Raw genomic sequence first — 21124 nt, 5'->3', positions numbered from 1 at the left:
GCTAAGTGAAAGTTTAATCGTTTTTTATTATATCCTTTAATCTTAGGGTTACAGCGTTTCGGTGGGCTTGTAAACTTTCGGCCGCCGCAAGTGTTTCTACCGTTGCACCAATGTTCTTTAAACCATTGTCAGTTAAATACTGAAAGGTTATCTTTTTAAGAAAAGCATCAGTTGAAACACCGGAATAAGCTTTAGCAAAGCCGCTTGTGGGCAAGGTATGATTTGTTCCAGATGCATAATCTCCCACGCTCTCCGGAGTTAAATTTCCTAAAAATACAGACCCGGCATTGATTATCAAGGGGATAAGCATTTCAAAATTATCTGTTGCCAAAATGAGGTGTTCTGGTGCATACTGGTTTGAAAAATCCATTGCTGACGCGAGGTCGTCAACCAAAATAGCATACGAATTGTCTATTGCTTTAGTTGCAATAGCCTTTCTAGGTAGTACATCAAGCTGTTTATCAACTTGTTTCAATATTTCATTTATTATTTCAGCTGAGGTAGAAACCAAAATAGACTGACTATCAATACCATGTTCTGCTTGTGCTAGTAAGTCTGCAGCTACAAATGACGGATTGGCAGTCTCATCTGCTACCACTAAAACCTCTGATGGTCCCGCCGGCATGTCGATTGCAACCTTACTTTGTACCATTGTTTTTGCTGTGGTAACGTAGCGGTTTCCAGGTCCGAAAATTTTGTATACTTGCGGAATTGTTGCTGTTCCGTACGCCATTGCAGCTACTGCCTGGGCACCACCAACAAGGTAAACCTTTTCGATCCCAAGCAGTAAAGCACAGTAAGCCAAATAGCAGTTCGTTTTGCCGTCTGCCTGTGGTGGCGAACAAACTACAATTTCCTTGCATCCTGCAATAACTGCGGGAGTCGCTAACATTAAGAATGTACTGGGTAATACCGCTGTACCGCCTGGAATATAAAGCCCTACCTTTTCGATTCCTCTAGATTCTCTCCAGCAAACTACGCCAGGCATGGTTTCAACCTTGTCTTCATTTTTAAGTTGTGACTGGTGGAACTTTTGGATATTAGCATACGCCGTTTCTATAGCCTTCTTCGCTTCAGCTGGAATAGTCGATGCAATCTGCTTAATTTCAGCAGCATCAAGAAACAACTTTCCTAATTCGACCTTATCAAATTCTTTTGCAAATTTTAGAAGCGCCAAATCGCCTTCTTTTTTAACCTCTTTTATGATCGCTAAAACTCGCTCTTCGATCAATTTATCATCTCCGATTTGCCTGGAACAGATTTCCTCTACGTTGTCTTTAGATAAATCCTTGTAATTATAGACTTTCAATGCTTTATATTTTATAATTAACTATTAGTTAATTGATATTTTCATGAATTTGACTGAATTTTAAGTAATAATCTTCTCAATTGGCATTACTAAAATGCCTTCAGCGCCAGCTGCTTTTAGACTGTTTATTTTATCCCAAAAATCGGCTTCGGCAATTACAGAATGTACCGCAACCCAGTTGGGTTCATAGAGCGGAACCACCGTCGGACTTTTAACCCCGGGTAGTAAATCAACTACTTTTTGTAAATTATCTTTCGAAACATTTAGCACGACATATTTATTCGATTTGGCACTTAAAACCGAACGAATTCTTTGCAACAATTCTGCAACTTCCGGGTTATCTAAAATGGATTTATTTCCGATTAAAACAGCTTCCGATTGCATCACATCTGCGAAAGGTTTCAGGCCATTACTTTTCAACGTTCCGCCTGTAGAAACAATGTCAAAAATGGCGTCGCTTAACCCCAAGCCAGGTCCAATTTCTACCGAACCGGAGATGGTTCTGATTTCTGATTTTATTCCTTTTTCAGTCAAGAATTTTTCGAGTATTACAGGATAAGAAGTGGCGATTGCCTTCCCGTTTAAATCTTCCAGATTTTGAATTTCGCTTCCGGTTTGCACAGCTATTTTTAGGGTGCATTTTCCGAAACCTAAACGCTGTAGATATTCCACCCCAGCCTTAGTTTCAGTGATAACGTTTTCCCCAACAATCCCCAAGTCGGCGATGCCATCTTGTACATATTCTGGGATATCATCATCTCGAAGAAAAAGAATTTCCAAAGGAAAATTTTGGACAGTTGAAATTAGTGAGCTCTTATAATTCTCGAAAGAAAGACCACAGTTCTTTAATATTTCTACAGATTTTTCGTTTAACCTACCCGATTTTTGGATAGCAATTTTGAGTGTTTTCAAAGTATTGAATATAGAGTGAACAGAAAATAATTTTACGGAAAAAAAGTTTTGAAGTACAAAACAAACATATCATATCGCCTATCGGCGATGGTGTAAATGTAAGTGATGGTTCAAAGTTAAATTCATAAATTTATTTCTGCCAGTATCAATCCTTTAGCTGACTAGCGTCGGCAAATATAGTGTTTGAAACTGGAAATCAAAAAATAATGGCACTTAATTTGCCTTATTGGGTTTTAAAATTGCAATTAATTTATCTTTGTGTTAAATACCTACGTGTTGAAGAACTTACGATACATCCTTATACCCTTTATCATTACCATTTCTGCCTGTAACTGGTTTAATTCGCCCCCAGAAATTGGAAAAATTTTAGCAGAGCATTACCAAAATAAAATTTATAAAGACTTTGATACGCTTGCTTACGATAGCGTTTTTACCAAAATATTTGCCCAGCACGCTAATCATTTTATCAACCCTAAAACGATAAAGAACTTTTATGCTGGCAATAATAATGAACCTGAATTTGTAAGCAAATTTTTGATTGACGGACAGCTTGATTCGCTGACCTCTTATCTGCAAAATAGTAGAAGACATGGCATTAATCCAGCTGTATTCGATACGGAAGAGATTCAATCGCTGTTAGATACCTTAAATGCTAACCACTTTAAAACTGTTGCTGAAGCATATCCTGTTATTGCCAGACTGGAGGTTTTGAGCGCAAATGCTTATCTAAATTACACTAATTTTATGCGCTACGGACTGGTGAACCCTAGAAATATTTTCGCCAGATATTATATAAAAGTTAAGCGCCCGGATAGTGCAGGCATGGCTAGTCGCCTTGCCACCGAAAATCTTATAGATTCATTAAAGGCTGCTGAACCAAAATCCCTCCAATATAAGGCGCTTCAGGCTGCATTTTTAAAAGCAAGTGGCGCTCAGGAAAAGCGAATTCTTTCCTTGAACATGGAACGGTTCAGGTGGAAAATGCCAGTTTCTGGAAACAACTTTGTACAAGTTAATATTCCTGATTTTAGACTTACTTGGCTTGATGACCAAGACACCATTATCAGCATGAAAGTTTGTGTAGGTGGAAAGCGGGAAAACGGCTATGATGAGAAGCTTAAAACTTTTGTGAAATCTGGTAACTTAGATGATAAGCCTAAGAATCATGAAACGCCGCTCTTAGTGAGTAAAATTAATGCCATACAGGCTAATCCAATATGGAATATTCCGGTAAGTATTGCCCAAAGTGAAATTTATTGGATGGCTCGGAAAGACCCTTATTATCTTTCTAATAGCAACATTAATGTTTATTACAAAGACAAGTTGATTGGCGAGCCTGATACCATCAATTGGAATCGTTACACAAGAGATAAGTTACCATTTAAATTTAAACAAGGCTCTGGAGGGGGAAATGCTTTAGGGAAATTCAAGTTTATTTTCGATAATAGTTCCAGCATCTACCTTCACGATACAAATAATAAAAGTGGATTTGGTTTAGCCAACCGGGCCATCAGTCATGGGTGCGTACGCGTAGAGAAGCCACTCGAACTTGCAGAAAAGTTGGTTAACGATGATTATACTTACGATAAGCTTAGGGCAGAGGTAGATTTGCCACCTGTAGATACTACCCGTAGTAAATGGTATAAAAAACGTTTGGCCGCAAAAGCAGATACAACTAAAACTTTCAAACTTAAGCCTGCCTGGTTTGGTCCGAAGAAACCCGTTCCTCTAATTATTACCTATTTTACTGCATGGGCAGAAAATGATCGCATTCAATACCGTCCGGATGTTTATGATATGGACGAAAAACTTTGGACGGCAATGAAAAAATTTCGATAGAACATGTAGCTTTGCCCAATGCAGGAAAATTTAGGATTTAACCATCAAGCTGATATTGTTAATAGTGCTGTCAGATTTATCAATGCATGGTTTAAGCAATCCAAAATGATTGTAAGCGAGTTAAACGACTTTTTTATGCTCCCTGGGAATAAGATTGTAGATAAAAATCTTATCATAGCCAGGTTAAAAGGAATTTTTGGAAAAGCTGATGAATTTGTAGGTGGCAGATATGATATTATCGATGTAAATTTCGAATTACTGGATGAAGGAAAAGGAATGGGCGTTGTTGAAGGGGTTGCCGGATATAGGGCGATGATTCGTAAGCAAGGAAAAATTGTAAGTGGACCATTCAAACTTTATTTCGCATTGAGCCAGGCGGGCTGGAAGATTGTCAATATAGAATTTCCAGGTTTCGAATATTAGGTGGCAATTTATTCTTCACATTCGCCCCTTTTGAATATTTTTTCTAACTTTGGTTTTTAATGAATTTCCTTTATCCGGGCTTTCTTTTCGCGCTATTATCGGTTGCAATCCCGGTTATTATTCATTTATTTAATTTTCGTAGGTTCAAGAAAATTTATTTCTCAAATGTCCAGCTCCTGAAGGAAGTAGAACAGCAACATTCTTCAAGGGAAAAGCTAAAGAATTTACTGATTTTACTGACCAGAATTGTTGCCATTATTTTTCTTGTGTTGGCTTTTGCGCAACCATATATTCCACTGTCAGAACAAAAAAATGTTTCCTTAAATAATGTTGTCAGCGTGTTTATCGACAATTCATATAGCATGGAAACGATTAACCAAGATGGTAGTTTGCTCGATGAGGCCAAGAAAAGGGCGCAGGAAGTGGTTAAGGGATTTGGGGTAAATGACCGATTTCAATTATTAACTAATGATTTTGAAGGCAAACATCAACGGCTGTTAAACAAAGAAGCATTTATAAAGGCCCTGGAGGGGGTAAAAATATCGGCTGCAAGCCGCACATTGCAACAAATTATCAATAGGCAAGGAACTTTGCTCAGTGGTTCGTCAAATAAATATTCCTTTATCATTTCCGATTTTCAAAACAACATGGCCAGCGCAAGAAAATTAGATACCAAAAATGATACCCAATATGCACTATTAAAATTGAATGCCACTACCTTACCTAACATCGGGGTAGATAGTGTTTGGAATTTATCTCCTAACCATCAACCAGGTGGCTCCGAGAAGCTTGTTGTGCAGTTAAGAAATTATTCTATTGAGCCGGCCAACAATATCCCGATTAAGTTAACAATCAATAATCAGCAGAAAGCGTTAAGCAGTGCCAACATAAGCGGAGGAAAAACTTTTAACGATACGCTCAGCTTTTCTGGCTTGGTACCAGGCTGGCAAAAAGGTATTGTAAGCATAAAAGACTTTCCAATCACGTTTGATGACACACTGTCGTTTGCATTTAAGGTTGATCAAAATTTGCCAGTTTTAAGCATCAATGGCGCAGCCAGCGGAAATTATGTTAAGGCACTTTTTGCTGCAGATCCTTATTACCAATTAACTGAAAATCCTGAAAGCAGCATTAACTACAATGGTTTTGCGGGCTACAAGTTGATTATCCTGAACGGACTTAAAAATCCATCAACAGGGTTGGCACAGCAGCTTGCAACTTACCTTAAAAGTGGCGGTTCGGTTGTAATTTTCCCAGATTTGGATGCCGATATTGTAAACTACAATGCTTTTTTAAGCAGCCTGTCGTTGCCCTCGATTCAATCCTTAGTTACAAATGAAACAAGGGTTGATCAAATCGATCTTCAAAACCCCATCTTTAAAACAGTTTTCGAGGAAGTTCCAAAGAATATCGATTTGCCGGTTGCTAAACGTTTCTTTGCTTTCGCGGAGAATAATGCCGCCAATAAGGAATCTATTTTAACCTTTCCAGGCAGGAAGTTATTCTTAGCCAAATTTGGAATTGGCGAAGGCGCTGCTTACTTGTGCGCAATAGGCTTAAACGATAGCGATGGCAATTTGCCACGCCACCCGGTATTTGTTCCTGTTATGTATCGCATGGCGCTAAACACAGGCTACGATCCAGCGCTTTATTACCATGTGGGGGTAGATAACGCCTTACATAGTAGCAAAATAGCGGTAGGAAAAAATCAGACATTGAGATTAAAAGCGCCAGGGTTTGATGCCATTCCTGAGATAAGACAGGCTGGAGGAAAAACGTTCATTTACATTTCGGACCAAGTTAAGCAGGCTGGTTTTTATCAACTTAGTCAAGCCGATTCTATTTTAGCCGTTTACGCTTTCAATGCTGGTAGATCTGAATCTGATTTGCATTATTTAAGCAAACCAGCATTAGGCAAATTAGCAAATCAATCCAATTTTAAAGTTTTTGATACCGAGAAAGACCCTGTGAAATTAATTTCCGGTAACGATAGAATCGGACAAACTTTGTGGAAACTTTGTCTAATTTTGTCGCTGATTTTTATTGCAGCAGAAATTTTGCTTATCAAATTTTTTAACCATCCTAGAAAAACAATATGAATCTCTTAGTTAAAAATGCAACCATTGCCGATCCGCAAAGTAGTTTTAATCATCAAAAATGCGATGTAAGGGTAATAGATGGCAAAATTCAAAGCATAGGGAAACTATCTGCAGGAGAGAACGAGACTGTTTTTGATGCTGAAGGTGCGTTTTTGACACCAGGTTTTTTCGATCTGAACTGCGCTTGTGGTGATCCTGGTTTTGAGACCAAAGAAGATATTGAAACCTTAACTGCTACAGCAATGGCAGGCGGCTTTACCGGATTAGCGTTGTTGCCGCAGGCAAATCCTGTGGTGCAGTCAAAATCTCACGTAGCCTACATCGTTAACAGGGCCAAAAATAATTTGGTTGACGTTTTGCCCGTTGGAGCCATCAGCCAAAATAGGGAAGGCAAAGAACTCGCAGAGCTTTTTGATATGCAAAGGGCAGGAGCCGTTGCATTTTCTGATGGCGATAAACCTTTACAAGATGACGGCTTTATGAGCAGGGCACTCCAATATGCTAGAGGCATCGACACTTTATTGATGGTTTACCCGGAAAACAAATCGATTGCAGGCAAATCTCAGATTAATGAGAGTAAAAACGCTGTACTTTTGGGGATGAAAGGTTTGCCAGCACTGGCAGAAGAAATGCAAATTGCCAGAGATATTTTTTTGGCTACTTATAATGAAACTAAAATCCATATTAGCAGTGTTTCAACCGCCGGATCGGTTGCCCTTATTCGCAAGGCAAAAAAAGATGGCGTAAAAATATCCTGCGATGTAACTGCGCATCACCTTGTTTTTACGGAAGAACTTTTAAACGATTTTGATAGCAATTATAAAGTTAAGCCACCTTTACGCGGTAAATCTGATGTTAAGGCGCTTATTGCAGGTTTGAAAGATGGTACCATCGATGCCATAACTTCGCAACACCGACCAGAAGAAATTGAATACAAAAATGTAGAATTTGAAATTGCACATTATGGTATCATTGCGTTGCAAACGGTTCTTCCATTGTTGTTGCGTGCTGGTTTAGACGTTGGCTTAATTGCCGAAAAACTAGCCATTAATCCACGTAAATTATTAAATTTATCTATTCCAGAAATTAAGGAAGGAGCAGAAGCAAATTTTACGGTTTATCACCCTAACCAGAAATGGATGTATAATGAAGCAAGTAACTATTCAAAATCTGCAAATAACCCACTTTTAAATACAGAATTAACGGGTAGAGTGACGTTGGTGTATAATAATAGTCAGTACAAAAAAAGCTAGAGGATTATATGGAACGAACCCAGTTTATTGGATAGGAATAAATTTTTGTTCTTAAACTAAATAATTGATACTAGATACTTAATATTAAACTTATGGACAATAGAGTAAAGACGGCGCTAAGCGCATCAATCAATAAATATGCTGAAGTTGCGAAGATAAATGTTGACGGTTTTGATACGGCTTTGATTGCTACATTCGAGCTCGACATCAATTTCCTAGAAAAGGTAAAGGCTTTTGATGATGTTTTCGATTCTCATCAGAAGTTTGAAGAGCTGAGAGAAATATTTTTCGATCTTTTAATGGTGAATTTCTTCAGTAGTGATGTTCAGAAACTAGAAGATGACTATTTAGAAAGCGATGAATGGGCGAATATTGAAGAGGAAACCATTGAGCGTGGTACCGAGTTGCTTAATTTGCTGCTGTACATCAAAGAGTGTAAAGACGAAGATATTGAGCCAGAGTTAGGCGATTTCTTGAAAGAATTTTTATTGGTAGAGGATGATGAATTTCAAGATGAGTTTGAGATATACGAGGAAATGATTAGCAACCAACAACTGGCAGAAAGTAGCATCGAAGAAATTTGCAAAACTGCTCCTACTCTAAATTTAAGTGAAGAAATGCAAGAACTTTTTGTGCCATTTATGGCGTTTTTTTTAGATGTGGAGGGAAGTGCAACAACTGGGAAAGAATTAGTCCAATTTAGTAGTAACAAAGCCTTCGATGCTGCATCTTACACATTGATTACAACAATCAATAACTAAACTCAATATTATGATAACATCTAATGAAGGCAACGCTCAGCCTAAAGTTTACGAAGAAATTTTTAAAAGCGGATTAATACTTGGCATCGCCATGTTTATCTTGGGTATTTCCTTACTTTTTGTAATGCAAGGTGCAGATTCATTTTGGTCACTGGTCATTATCTATCCTGCAATATTCTTGTTTTTAGCGCCTGTTACTTTGTCGGTTTTTGTAATTAGAAGTTTAAGAAAAAATATTGGTGGATACTGGACATTTAGGCAGGCATTAAAGTCGATCTTTATTGTGTTTTTTGTAGGTTGGCTTGTATCTTTCGGGCTTAACCTCTTATACACAAAAGTAATTGATACTACTGCAACCGAGAAGATGCAAGATCACATTAAGGAACGAACGCTTACCTTTATGAAAGATAAAAATGTAGACCAGGAAGAATTAGATAAGCAGCGTGCTAATATGGATGAGCAATTTGCCAAACAGAACGAATTAACCGCAGGATCGTTATTCAAGAACATCACTATCGGTATTTCAATAATTTTTGTGTTTGCACTAATTTTTGCAGCAATTTTCAAAAAAGAGAGACCATTAAGGTTCGAAGAATTTCCGACTACAGTTTAATTATTCTAGTAATATTTTCAACGTGCAGGTTTTATCATTTAATTTGATGAAATTTGCACGTTTTATTTTAAAAGTTTTTTGTTTGAAGATGTATTCTTTTTACTTTCCACTTTTTACTTTCTACTTAAAATGGATATATCAGTTGTAGTACCCTTGTTTAATGAAGATGAATCTTTACCCGAATTAACGGCTTGGATTGACAAAGTTATGCTCGAAAATAATTTCAGCTATGAAATTATTTTGGTTGATGATGGGAGTACAGATCGCTCTTGGGAAGTGATAGAGGCACTCAGGATACAGAACCAAGCTATAAAAGGCATTAAGTTCAGAAGAAACTACGGCAAGTCGGCGGCTTTAAATGTCGGTTTTGAGGCTACAAAAGGCGATGTCATAATTACCATGGATGCCGATTTGCAGGATAGCCCAGACGAGATACCTGAATTGTATCGCCGCATTAAGGAAGAAAAGCTTGATTTAATTTCTGGCTGGAAAAAGAAACGTTACGATCCGATCACCAAAACTGTACCTACAAAATTATTTAACGCTGCCACACGTAAAATGAGCGGGATTGAATTAAATGATTTCAACTGTGGTTTAAAAGCTTACCGTAGCGACGTTGTTAAGACAATAGAAGTGTATGGCGAAATGCACCGATATATTCCGGTAATTGCCAAGTGGGCAGGTTTCAACAAAATTGCAGAACAAGTGGTGGAGCACCGTGCCCGCAAGTACGGCACTACCAAATTTGGTTTTAGCAGATTCATCAATGGGTTTTTAGATTTACTCTCCATATTTTTTGTCGGGAAATTCGGCAAGCGACCAATGCATTTTTTCGGTTCGCTAGGGGTACTCAGTTTTTTTATTGGGATTGTAATGTCCGTATATGTGTTAATTGAAAAGCAAATTCTCATTTGGAAGGGATTACCCTACCGAGATGTAACCCAACAGCCGTTATTCTATCTATCTCTTGTAGCCATAGTTGTAGGTTCACAAATGTTTCTGGCGGGTTTTATTGCGGAGCTCCTGTCGCGTAACGCACCAGAACGAAATCAATATCTAATAGAAAAGGAATTAAAGTAGGAGGTTGAAAGGTATATCCGGCCAACCTTCCAGCTTCTGTCCTCAACCCTCAAGCTTTAGCAATGTTTTTTTCCATCATTATTCCCCTTTATAATCGTCCGCAAGAAATTGACGAGCTTTTGTACACCCTAACCAAGCAAACTTATTTGCAGTTTGAGGTTTTGGTTATTGAAGATGGGTCTAAGCTCGATGCAGAAGCCATTGTAAACACTTACGCCGATAAACTGGATATCAAATACTATGTAAAGGAAAATGCTGGTCAGGGCTTTGCCCGCAATTATGCCTTTGAGCGAGCTAATGGAGATTACTTCATTATTTTCGATTCCGATATTCTAGTGCCTCCCGATTACCTGGAAATTGTAAAAAATTATTTGTACGAACACGATCTAGACGCCTTTGGCGGCCCCGATGCGGCCCATGAGAGTTTTACGCCAGTACAAAAAGCCATAAGTTATGCCATGACTTCACCTTTTACCACAGGTGGTATTCGTGGTAATAAAAAACATATGGGACAATTTCACCCACGCAGTTTTAACATGGGTCTATCCCGACAGGTATGGGAAAAAGTTGGTGGATTCATCTTAACTAGATTGGGCGAGGATATTGAATATAGCATTCGCATCCACGAAAACGGTTTTAAAATTGGCCTCATTCCAGAGGCAAAAGTTTTTCATAAGCGCCGAACAAGTTTTAGCCAGTTCTATAAACAGCTGCACTTCTTTGGAAGAGCCAGAATCAATATTTACAAACATTTTCCAAAAGAATTAAAATTGGTACATTTTTTTCCGTCAGCTTTTACAATGTTTCTGTGCTTTAGTATACTGTGCAACTTGTTCTATCTACCGCTTGCATATGTTTGTAACTTCTTATTGCTAATCTACTTTTTGTTAATATTTTTTCATTCCTGGGCTGTAAATAAAGCTGTAAAAGTTGCATTTTTGAGCATTATTTCTTCATTCATCCAACTAACAGCGTACGGCTTAGGGTTTATACAAGATTTATTTAAGCGGGTGGTTTTTAGTTGGAAGGAGAAAGTGAAAAGTTAAAAGTTTGAAACACTACTAGAAAACCAACGTCCAGAAAATTAAAAACAATAATGATCAACTATCTAAAAGAAAGTACTTTTGCAGTTAATGATGTGATTCAAAGGGCATGGGGAATCACCAGAAAACATTACTTTTCTATCGCTACGTTATGCTTTCTAATGTTTATTACCGCTAGCGCATCTAGCCTGATGGCTTTTTTTATTAAAGATGTAAGCAAAATTTTAAGTGTGGTAATGGCTATTGTATTTGTATTCTTATATTTTACTATCAATCTATCGCTTTTTAAATATATTTTTCATTTAATGGATGATGAAGAGCACGACGTTAAAATTGTAGATACCTTACCCACCAGGCAGCAAATTATCAGATTTTTAATTGCGACACTTTACTTTATCGGTTGTATATTATTCATTGGTTTAATATTATTTCCGGTGCTTTATATTTTAGATCCTGTTTTACGCTATTTGGTGCAAATTGGATGGGTAGCAAGCTTCAAAGCGACTGGAGTAATCATTACACAAGTTGCAGTAGGCGTTGCTATTTTGGCATTATTTATCACCTGGCTACGAATTTCTTTTTTCCCCTTTTTTATTATTGATAAGAATGCGGCGCCTTTCGAGTCGATTAAACTTAGCCTGGCAATTACAAAAGGCAACTTTACAAAAATTCTGTTGCTGCTACTGGTATTGGGAGGTGGATATCTAATTTACCTGCTCTTCAATTTATTGCACTGGCCTTTTATTGCGTTTATTGTTAACATTTTGAGTTCATTTATTATTGTTCCGTTATCTAGCGTGGCTTTAACGGTTGCCTATCGTAAAATTGCATCAGAGTACAAAGGCGAGCAGCACCCAGATATTTTGCATAATATTGTTTAAGCCCAAAGACTCCTAAACAGGAGATGGCCAAAATCATTTAGGGCTATGCTGGTACACAATTATAAAGTAAATATTCATATTAGAAAGGAGAAACCTGTTTAAGGTTTGTGGATTATGGGATTAAAATCGGCATTAAGTAAACCATTTGCAGCTTTTGCGGTCTGGCAGATTAATAAATGGAAGTATAACGCAGTAAATGCCCAACAACAAATCTTAAAAAGACTGGTTGCCACAGCAGCTCTTACTGCTTTCGGTAAAGACCACGATTTTTCTCATATAAAAGATTATACTGATTTCAAAAAACATGTTCCTATTCAGGACTATGAGGGATTAAAGCCTTACGTTGATCGGGTAGTGGCGGGGGAGTCTGATGTGCTTTGGACGGGCAAACCCTTGTACTTTGCCAAAACTTCTGGTACAACATCTGGCGTAAAATACATTCCACTTACTAAAGAATCGATGCCTGAGCACATTAAGGCAGCTCGAAACGCGATCTTAACTTATATTAACGAAACAGGTAAGGCAGATTTTGTTAACGGCAAAATGATTTTTCTACAAGGAAGTCCCGTACTTACCGTAAAAAATGGTATCAACGTAGGTCGCTTGTCGGGCATTGTGGCCCACCACGTTCCTGCCTATCTACAGAAAAACAGGCTTCCTTCCTATCAAACCAATATCATAGAAGATTGGGAACAGAAAGTAGATGCGATAGTGGAAGAAACCATCAGCGAGGACATGACGCTTATTTCGGGAATTCCTCCCTGGGTGCAAATGTATTTCGATAAACTTAGCGCTAAGGCTGGCGGTAAAAAGATTGCAGATTTATTTAAGAATTTTAGTCTGTTCATTTATGGCGGCGTAAATTTTGAGCCATATCGGGCGAAGATAGAACAAAGTATAGGCAGGCGGATAGATTCAATAGAGACTTATCCTGCATCCGAAGGTTTTATTGCCTACCAAGATCAGCAAGGCGATAAGGGCTTACTACTGTTAGCAAATGCGGGTATTTTTTATGAATTCATTCCGGCTGATGAATATTACAACGATCAGCCGACAAGATTATCATTAGGCGAAATTGATCTAAACACCAATTACGCTCTAATTTTAAACACTAATGCCGGCCTCTGGGGATATAGCATTGGCGATACCGTGAAGTTTGTATCTAAAAACCCCTACAAAATTGTGGTTACCGGCCGTATTAAACATTTTATTTCTGCCTTCGGCGAGCATGTTATAGGAGAGGAAGTAGAGCATGCGCTTTTAACGGTAGCCAATGAGGAAAAGGTTGAGATTACGGAATTTACTGTTGCCCCACAGGTAAACCCTAAGGCAGGAGAATTGCCTTATCACGAGTGGTTTATTGAGTTTTCTAAACCTCCACAAGATGTAATGGCATTTAGTAAAAAGGTAGATGAAGCTTTGCAAAAGAAAAATATTTATTATTTTGACCTCATTGAGGGAAGTATTTTGCAGCCGTTAATTGTTCGCACTTTACAGAAAGATGCTTTTGTAAACTACATGAAGCGTGTGGGCAAACTAGGTGGACAGAATAAAGTGCCGAGATTAAGTAATGATCGAAAATTGGCGGATGAATTAGAAAGGTATATTGTCTGATCATCAAATTGTTGTGTGAAGGCATAGCGTGATGATCTGATGATGTTTTGTTCTAGCAAAGTGTAGTTTTAAGATAAAAATAGACAGTAGATGTGGGAGAGTGGGTATTTATCACTTACATTGCTGAATAAACCCGATGGGAGTGAAAATACTTTTTTATTGTAGCGACCCTGAATAAGCTGTGATGCTGAAGTACACCTTCTTCCAATTTAGGGAAAGTATGACAGGAAGTTAAAAAAGATTGAAACGTACAGCGGGGCTTTCGAAACCGATGAGCAGCAAATTGCTTTTCTAAATATAGAAACCCAGGTATTGAAATTTATTTCCATTGAGGAAAATTGAAAAAATAAGAATTGAAAAACATAACCATATTAGGTTCAACAGGTAGCATTGGTACGCAGGCGCTCGAAGTGGTTCGGGATAACCCTGGCATATTTAAGGTTTCTGTATTATCTGCATTAAGAAATGCTGAATTACTGATTCAACAGGCAAAGGAATTTAAACCTGAGCTGGTTGTAATTTGTGATGAGACCAGGTATCTGTATGTTAAGGATGCATTATCATCTTTGAGTATTAATGTTTTGGCTGGAGAGGAAGCATTAACCGAGGTGGCTGCTTACCCCGCGAGTGATATCGTATTAACGGCTTTAATGGGTTCGGTGGGTTTAAGGCCTACTATTGCTGCTATTAAAGCAGGCAAGAACATTGCGCTAGCCAATAAAGAAACCTTGGTGGTGGCTGGCGAGTATATTACCACTTTGGCTGCGGAACACCAGGTGAAAATTCTTCCTGTTGATTCGGAGCATTCGGCTATTTTCCAGTGTTTGGTAGGAGAGGAGCAAAATGAAATTGAGAAAATTTACCTCACTGCATCTGGAGGTCCCTTTTTAGGAAAGACAAAAGAGTTTCTATCATCGGTGACTAAAGAACAGGCCCTGAAGCACCCTAATTGGGTAATGGGTGCCAAAATTACCATAGATTCGGCATCCTTAATGAACAAGGGTTTAGAGGTGATAGAGGCGAAGTGGCTTTTTAACCTGGATGTAGATCAGGTGGATGTCATTGTACACCCGCAGTCTATTATCCACTCTATTGCGCAGTTTACCGATGGCTCTATGAAAGCGCAAATGGGGGTGCCAGATATGAAACTTCCGATTCAGTATGCTTTAAATTATCCCGATAGGCTAAAAAACAATTTTAAGCGTTTTAATTTCTTAGATTATCCAAATTTTAGCTTTCAAAAGGCAGACATAGACACATTCAGGAATTTGAGTTTAGCCTTTAAATCGTTAAGAAAGGGCGGTAATATGCCTTGTATTTTAAATGCGGCGAATGAAATTGTGGTGGAAGCATTTTTACATGATAAAATAGGTTTCTTGCAAATGAGCGATGTTATTGAGCGATGCATGGAGGAAATTAGCTTCATAGAAAAACCACAATTGGCCGATTATTTAGAAACTGATAAACATAGCCGTATCTTAGCCGGCGAATTAGTAACAAAAAATATAGTTTAACATCTAACCTAAAAATTTTATAATAGAATATGAATGGATTGATTATGGCGGGGCAGTTGTTGCTCGGATTGTCTTTATTGGTAATACTCCACGAATTAGGGCATTTCCTGGCGGCTAGGGCGTTTGGTATTAAAGTAGAAAAGTTCTATTTGTTCTTCGATGCCTGGGGTTTTAAGCTATTTAGTTTTAAAAAGGGTGATGTAGAATACGGTGTGGGCTGGCTTCCTTTAGGCGGCTACGTAAAAATTGCTGGAATGATTGATGAGAGCATGGATACTGAACAGATGGCTTTGCCTGCGCAGCCCTGGGAATTCCGCTCTAAACCGGCCTGGCAGCGTTTAATTGTAATGCTTGGTGGTATTATCGTAAATGTAATTGTGGGAATCTTTATTTTCTGGATGCTTACTTTTAAATACGGACAAACCTATACGGTAAACGAAAAATTGACAGATGGAATCTCTGTAGGCAATATTGGTAAGGAAATAGGCTTGCAAAATGGCGATAGAATTTTGGCAATTAACGGCAGTAAACTGATTAAGTTTGAGGATGCCATCTCGAGCAAGGTGCTTTTCGACGGCGCCCAGCTTACTGTGCTTCGTGACAATAAAACGTTGTACGTAACGGTTCCAGATACCATTTTAAACAAAATATCTAAAAACGATAAGGAGAATTTTATTACCCCGAGGTACAAAATGGGGAGCATATCTACGGTATTGGCACCAGATGAGAAAGCAGATCGCCAGTCGTTCTTAGACAAAATCTTTGGAAGGAAGTTTGAGAAACCTGTATATCCGGCCTATGCCGCGGGAATAAAACCTGGAGATAGCATTCTAGCTGTAAATGGAAAGCCCATTACTTTTTTCGATCAGTTTAAAGAAGAGGTTGCGCAAAATAAAAATAAGCAAATTGCGATTAGTGCATTGCGTAAGGGTAAACCAATTACTTTTAACGTAAAGGTGAGTAAAGAAGGTACTGTTGGTGTAGCACAGAACTTTAGCAACATGCCTGAAACTGCGCATGTAGATTTCAACTTTGCCGAATCGTTACCAATTGGTGCCGGAATGGCTTGGAGTACTTTTGTAGATAATGCTAAAGGTATCGGGAAAATGGTTACCGGCAAGCTTAGTGCTCGGAATATTAGCAGTCCGATTGGTATTGCTAAGGTATATGGCAGCACTTTCGACTGGGTTAAATTCTGGACGCTAACTGGACTAATCTCAATGGCACTTGCATTTATGAACTTGCTTCCAATACCTGGCTTAGACGGCGGGCATGTGGTATTCTTATTAATTGAAATGGTACAACGTAAACCGGTGAGCGAAAAAGTGCTTGAAAAGGCACAAATTGTAGGTTTTGTAATTTTAATTTGTTTGATGGTATTTGCTTTTGGTAACGATATTTTAAAATCTTTCGGAAAGTAACGTCCTAGATAGTTTTATGCCGCAGGTGTGTAGGTTAATTGTAACCTAAACTACTGCGGCATTTTAATTTAATCTCTTTATGAGCGAAGAACAACAACAACCAAATTACTTTGATTTTTACGAATTGCCTGTGCAATTTAATCCAGATCAGCAGCTTATTAAAACCAAGTTCTATGCGTTAAGTAAGCAATTTCACCCCGATTTTTATGCTAACGAAAGCGAGGAAAAGCAGCAGGAGGTGTTGGAACTATCTACGCTTAACAATAAAGCGTTCCAGACTTTAAGCAATAAGCAAAAGCGCTTGAAATATGTTCTGGAGATCAATAATATTGTGAAGCCAGATGAAAGCTATCAGCTGCCGCAATCTTTTTTAATGGATATGATGGAGGTGAATGAAGCGCTGATGGATTTAGAATTCGATCCAGACCCGTCCAAAATGACCGCTATTGTTATGGAGGTTGATGAGATTGATCAATCCTTGAAAGAAGAATTAAATTCATTGATGGAACAATCTGATGCCCAGCCCAAACAGTCTGAAACTTTTTTTGCGTCTATCAAAGATTTGTATTACCGGCAAAAATATATTGCCCGCATTCGCGAACGCCTACCCAAGGTGTAGCATGGTGATAGGTTTTGCCTAACACAACATTGTCAAAACATCGCGGCCGGTTTTGTTTGGTTGTAACTAAGCACTACATTCGCACGAAAATAGTATCTATGAGTTCACTTTCATTATTTCGAAAAGTTGCTGTAGCAGAGGGTATTTCGTACCTCGCTTTGCTCTTTATTGCTATGCCCATTAAATACCTTTTGCATTACAATGAAGTGGTAAAATATACCGGGTGGGTACACGGAATATTATTTATTGCCTATGGTTCAACTTTGATTATGGCTTGGCAAGAGCAGAAATGGAAGTTTACCAAAGCACTCACCATCTTTGTGGCTTCACTTTTACCGTTTGCCCCATTTATTGTTGATAAGCGGTTGAAAGACGAACGCCCTAGAAATGCAAGTGGCATATAGTGAAAGGATTACATTTTATTTGAAAATAATTTTGTGATTTTGATAACCGTTATCTACATTTGCAACCCCGTCCAACACATGCCCAGCTGGCGGAATTGGTAGACGCGCTGGTCTCAAACACCTGTGGGAAACCGTGCCGGTTCGACTCCGGCGCTGGGTACGGTTCTTTTCTTACTTAGAAAAGAAAAAATTTAAAAGCGGCTTTAAACACTTTTAGAGCCGCTTTTATCTTAGCACAAATAATAAAAAACTAGAGTTTTGTTTAAACATTGTTCAAACACCGCGAAAAGCTTTAGTTAATCTTATTATCCTGGTTGCCATTTGCTTCACAAAAACATATAATCAGGTACGTTCATATTGGTTTTTTGAATAAAATCGCCGTAATCCCAGGCACTTGATGCTGTTATCCTTAAATCTTCCTGGAATAAATCTTCCCCAAAATACAAATCACTTATCGATCTCTTACGTATTAGGTTTACAGTTTCATGAAGAACCGCCACATAAGTTTATTCGTAACTTAATGTAGGTGAGCGCAATTAATTAAATATTTTTCGCTTGCTGTTGTAAGGATTTAAGTTTTATAACTACCAATGGGAGATATGAGAAATTTAAGATTATTAAGCACCCTTTTTCTGGGACTGGCATTAAATGCCTGTGGACAGAATAAAAGCACAGAAGCACAGACCATGTCTAGAGATATTAAAAAATATCCCGAGGCTAAAACATCAGCCGACTGGAGGAAGATACTCTCTGCAGAGGCCTATGAGATCATGGTAAATAGCGGAACGGAAACGCCATACAAAAATCCTTTTTGGAATAATCATAAGAAAGGAATTTATGTAAGTGCCGCCACGGGTAAGCCACTATTCAGTTCAGATACCAAATTTGAATCTGGTACGGGCTGGCCCAGTTTTTTTAAACCTATTGATCCGAGTGCCATCAAAATTGTTGGTGATACATCTGATGGCATGGTTAGAGACGAAGTGGTTGAGGCAAGTACTGGCCTGCATTTGGGCCACGTATTCGACGATGGTCCGAAACCTACCGGCTTACGATACTGCATGAATTCGTATGCACTTAAGTTTGTTCCTTCCAAATAATTTTAATGCCATGAAAATATATAAATTATGGTTGCTTGGATTTGTTTTCCTTGCTTCATGTACAGATGCGCAGACCACCAGAAGTCAGAAAGGGTTTGCTACGTTACCTGAGCCCAATGCCGGTGAGCAAGTGGCCACTTTTGCTGGCGGATGCTTTTGGGCCTTATCTGAAGGTATGAGCGAATTGAAAGGAGTAAATAAGGTGGTGTCTGGCTATGCTGGTGGAACCTTGAAAAATCCTACTTACGAAGAAGTTTGCTCAGATAAAACCGGCCATGCAGAATCGGTGCAGGTTTACTACGATCCAACGGTAATTAGCTATGCACAGCTTTCAGAAGCATTCTTTTATGCCCACGACCCCACCACATTAAACCGACAAGGTCCTGATGAAGGGGAGGATTATCGTTCGGTAGCATTTTATAGAACTCCTGAAGAAAAGAAAATACTACAACAGGTGGAAGCCAAGGTAAATGCCAGTCACCATTATGGTGATAAAATCGTAACGGAGATTGTACCCATCAAAGTGTTCTATCCCGCGGAAAAGTACCATCAAGATTACTACAAGCTGAATCCCAACAGCGGGTACATTCAAAATGTGTCTAGGCCGAAAGTTTTGAAATTAAGAAAAAGCATGAGCGAGCTGATTAAGCCCGCGTTTAAAGAAAAAAGTTAATACATATGGGGGATTTTTGGATCCCCCTTTTTTATAAACCGGAATAGTAATCGTAGCCCTGTTCTGCCCAGTAGTCCTTAGGCCGTTGGTCGCTAAAAGACATCACTCCAATTCTTTTCAGATTTTTAATACCATATTTTACCGGAATGATTAATCTCAATGGCGCACCATGATCATTGGTTATAGGCTTTCCGTTCATTTCATAGGCTAAAATTGTTTGAGGATGGAGCACACTGTCACGCTCAAGCCCAACATAATAGTCGCCATTTGGCGTTCCCAGTCCCATGTAGTTTTTCTTCGCCAGATTATCTAATTTATGATGGCTTAAAAACTCGCTCATTTTGACTCCACCCCAGTGCTGGATCTGATCCCAACCTTCCACGCATTTGAAACTAAAAATAAGCTCAGTTTTTGGTAATGCTTTAATCTCATCTATACCAATCTTTAGTGATTCCAGTCTATTGAGTTTAACTTCCAGTTTCCAAGTGCCGATGTCGAAATCTTGGTCGTTATTAATGCCAATTAAACTATTAACCCTAACCGTTTTTGCCGCCCGCTCTTTTGGATAGGTTTTAACCAAATGATTATTGCTAAAAAAATTCCGGAAGAAGACCTCAGTTTTATTTAGCGCCTTTCTAAGCGGTGCCTTCGCTCCACCAGTTATGCCCGCATTTTCTTCGGGCGAGTTTAGAAGCCACTTCCAGCCTGCCGCAGCACCTCCACCAAGGGCGATGAAAGCACCAAAGGAAATAAAATTTCTTCGCTTTATTTTCTCCTCGATGCTGAGGGGTTTTTTGATTTTATCTTGGTCTGTTGCTTTCATTATCTTCGTTATTTGGTATTAATGTTTCTTGCTCCTTGATGGCAGGTTCGGTTTCTACAACCTCAAATCCGGATATTACAGAACGGAAATTGTTCCATCCAGCCAGAACCACCTGAAGGATGTGTATCACGAAAAATAGGACATAGCCAATGGTTAGTGCAAAATGAATAATCCTGGCAAAGTGATAGCCACCACAAATCCAACAGAGCCAGTAGAATTGCACAGGCTTATAAATGGCCAGGCCTGTAATGATAGAGCCAGCACCCATTAAGATGATAGCACTGTAGGCAATCCGCTGGGCTGCATTGTATTTTTTTTGAGGTGGGATGGTTTTTCTGATGTGTAAGTCGTGGAGTAGTACTTGCCAAGCTTCCTTAAACGAGTTTTTGTTAGGAAGAAGTGATCTCCATGCGCCAGAGAAAATGGTGTAACTAATGTAGAGTAATCCGTTTATAAAAAAGAACCACATAAAAAGAAAATGGAATGCCATACCCTCGGCAAGCCGGTGGGGGATATGAAAATACTTATAAAACCATTCAGGAAAAAATTTGATCAGCGTAAACCCAAAAATAGAAATGCCATAAGCATCATTTGCCCAATAGATAAATAGCCCACTCCAGATCATTATTGTGAGCACTGGGAAGTTCACCCAGTGTGTCCAACGCATTAGAAATGCATGCTTTTCTTTAATTTCTTTCATCTAAATATGTTGTATCAAATTTACCTGCCTAATTTTTATTTTT

The 21124-nt window shown here is 38.6% G+C and carries 20 protein-coding genes and 1 tRNA gene; 17 read left to right on the top strand and 4 right to left on the bottom strand.

Translation table 11 applies throughout. The annotated features are described in order from the left end of the window. Positions 1-13 precede the first annotated feature (13 nt). Positions 14-1309 (bottom strand): histidinol dehydrogenase, encoded by a 1296-nt coding sequence (hisD, locus tag OQ268_RS12380; protein ID WP_265856455.1) that lies wholly within the window; start codon positions 1307-1309, stop codon positions 14-16. A gap of 60 nt (positions 1310-1369) precedes the next feature. Continuing rightward, positions 1370-2221 (bottom strand): ATP phosphoribosyltransferase, encoded by an 852-nt coding sequence (gene hisG / locus OQ268_RS12375; protein WP_265856454.1) that lies wholly within the window; start codon positions 2219-2221, stop codon positions 1370-1372. Between the two features lie 273 nt (positions 2222-2494). On the opposite strand from hisG, the gene OQ268_RS12370 reads away from it, so the two are divergent. From OQ268_RS12370 to msrA, 17 genes are all read left to right on the top strand, one after another. Beyond that, on the top strand, positions 2495-4060 hold the full coding sequence (locus OQ268_RS12370; protein WP_407674005.1) for a L,D-transpeptidase family protein: 1566 nt from the start codon (positions 2495-2497) through the stop codon (positions 4058-4060). Positions 4061-4165: 105 nt separating this feature from the next. Beyond that, positions 4166-4483 (top strand): hypothetical protein, encoded by a 318-nt coding sequence (locus OQ268_RS12365; protein ID WP_265856452.1) that lies wholly within the window; start codon positions 4166-4168, stop codon positions 4481-4483. 59 nt (positions 4484-4542) lie between these two features. Continuing rightward, positions 4543-6582 (top strand): BatA domain-containing protein, encoded by a 2040-nt coding sequence (locus tag OQ268_RS12360; protein WP_265856451.1) that lies wholly within the window; start codon positions 4543-4545, stop codon positions 6580-6582. Then, positions 6579-7835 carry a dihydroorotase gene (locus OQ268_RS12355; protein ID WP_265856450.1) on the top strand — a complete coding sequence of 419 codons (1257 nt, stop codon included), beginning with the start codon at positions 6579-6581 and terminating at the stop codon, positions 7833-7835. Before OQ268_RS12360 ends, OQ268_RS12355 begins: the two co-directional genes overlap by 4 nt. Positions 7836-7927: 92 nt before the next feature. Continuing rightward, a complete protein-coding gene (locus OQ268_RS12350) occupies positions 7928-8596 on the top strand; it encodes a hypothetical protein (RefSeq protein WP_265856449.1) in 669 nt (222 codons plus the stop codon). Positions 8597-8606: 10 nt separating this feature from the next. After that, the gene (locus OQ268_RS12345) at positions 8607-9209 is read left to right on the top strand and encodes a DUF4199 domain-containing protein (protein WP_265856448.1); all 603 of its coding nucleotides are present in this window, start codon (positions 8607-8609) and stop codon (positions 9207-9209) included. Between the two features lie 129 nt (positions 9210-9338). Further along, positions 9339-10289 carry a glycosyltransferase family 2 protein gene (locus OQ268_RS12340; RefSeq protein ID WP_265856447.1) on the top strand — a complete coding sequence of 317 codons (951 nt, stop codon included), beginning with the start codon at positions 9339-9341 and terminating at the stop codon, positions 10287-10289. Positions 10290-10351: 62 nt separating this feature from the next. Next, the gene (locus OQ268_RS12335) at positions 10352-11335 is read left to right on the top strand and encodes a glycosyltransferase (RefSeq protein ID WP_265856446.1); all 984 of its coding nucleotides are present in this window, start codon (positions 10352-10354) and stop codon (positions 11333-11335) included. A gap of 50 nt (positions 11336-11385) precedes the next feature. After that, positions 11386-12213 carry a hypothetical protein gene (locus OQ268_RS12330; RefSeq protein ID WP_265856445.1) on the top strand — a complete coding sequence of 276 codons (828 nt, stop codon included), beginning with the start codon at positions 11386-11388 and terminating at the stop codon, positions 12211-12213. A 114-nt stretch (positions 12214-12327) separates the two neighbouring features. Continuing rightward, entirely contained in the window at positions 12328-13827 is a 1500-nt protein-coding gene (locus OQ268_RS12325) for a GH3 auxin-responsive promoter family protein (RefSeq protein ID WP_265856444.1), read from the top strand. A 353-nt stretch (positions 13828-14180) separates the two neighbouring features. Continuing rightward, the gene (locus tag OQ268_RS12320; protein ID WP_265856443.1) at positions 14181-15341 is read left to right on the top strand and encodes a 1-deoxy-D-xylulose-5-phosphate reductoisomerase; all 1161 of its coding nucleotides are present in this window, start codon (positions 14181-14183) and stop codon (positions 15339-15341) included. A 29-nt stretch (positions 15342-15370) separates the two neighbouring features. Then, positions 15371-16762 (top strand): RIP metalloprotease RseP, encoded by a 1392-nt coding sequence (gene rseP, locus OQ268_RS12315; RefSeq protein WP_265856442.1) that lies wholly within the window; start codon positions 15371-15373, stop codon positions 16760-16762. Positions 16763-16841: 79 nt separating this feature from the next. Then, positions 16842-17381 carry an iron-sulfur cluster co-chaperone HscB C-terminal domain-containing protein gene (locus OQ268_RS12310; RefSeq protein WP_265856441.1) on the top strand — a complete coding sequence of 180 codons (540 nt, stop codon included), beginning with the start codon at positions 16842-16844 and terminating at the stop codon, positions 17379-17381. A gap of 98 nt (positions 17382-17479) precedes the next feature. Continuing rightward, entirely contained in the window at positions 17480-17785 is a 306-nt protein-coding gene (locus tag OQ268_RS12305; RefSeq protein ID WP_265856440.1) for a DUF3817 domain-containing protein, read from the top strand. A gap of 80 nt (positions 17786-17865) precedes the next feature. After that, a tRNA-Leu gene (locus OQ268_RS12300) sits at positions 17866-17945 on the top strand. A 439-nt stretch (positions 17946-18384) separates the two neighbouring features. Next, positions 18385-18885 (top strand): peptide-methionine (R)-S-oxide reductase MsrB, encoded by a 501-nt coding sequence (msrB, locus tag OQ268_RS12295; RefSeq protein WP_265856439.1) that lies wholly within the window; start codon positions 18385-18387, stop codon positions 18883-18885. A gap of 10 nt (positions 18886-18895) precedes the next feature. Beyond that, on the top strand, positions 18896-19558 hold the full coding sequence (msrA, locus tag OQ268_RS12290) for a peptide-methionine (S)-S-oxide reductase MsrA (RefSeq protein ID WP_265856438.1): 663 nt from the start codon (positions 18896-18898) through the stop codon (positions 19556-19558). A gap of 31 nt (positions 19559-19589) precedes the next feature. Here the strand turns inward: msrA and OQ268_RS12285 are convergent, their stop codons facing one another. Both OQ268_RS12285 and OQ268_RS12280 read right to left on the bottom strand, forming a co-directional pair. Beyond that, a complete protein-coding gene (locus OQ268_RS12285) occupies positions 19590-20381 on the bottom strand; it encodes a molybdopterin-dependent oxidoreductase (RefSeq protein ID WP_265856437.1) in 792 nt (263 codons plus the stop codon). Next, on the bottom strand, positions 20359-21081 hold the full coding sequence (locus tag OQ268_RS12280) for a cytochrome b/b6 domain-containing protein (RefSeq protein ID WP_265856436.1): 723 nt from the start codon (positions 21079-21081) through the stop codon (positions 20359-20361). The genes OQ268_RS12285 and OQ268_RS12280 overlap by 23 nt, the downstream gene beginning before the upstream one ends. Positions 21082-21124 lie beyond the last annotated feature (43 nt).

Origin of the sequence: Pedobacter sandarakinus (genome assembly GCF_026240095.1) — a bacterium.
In the GTDB taxonomy this organism is placed as follows: domain Bacteria; phylum Bacteroidota; class Bacteroidia; order Sphingobacteriales; family Sphingobacteriaceae; genus Pedobacter; species Pedobacter sandarakinus.
This window is presented reverse-complemented; position numbering and strand designations above follow the sequence as displayed.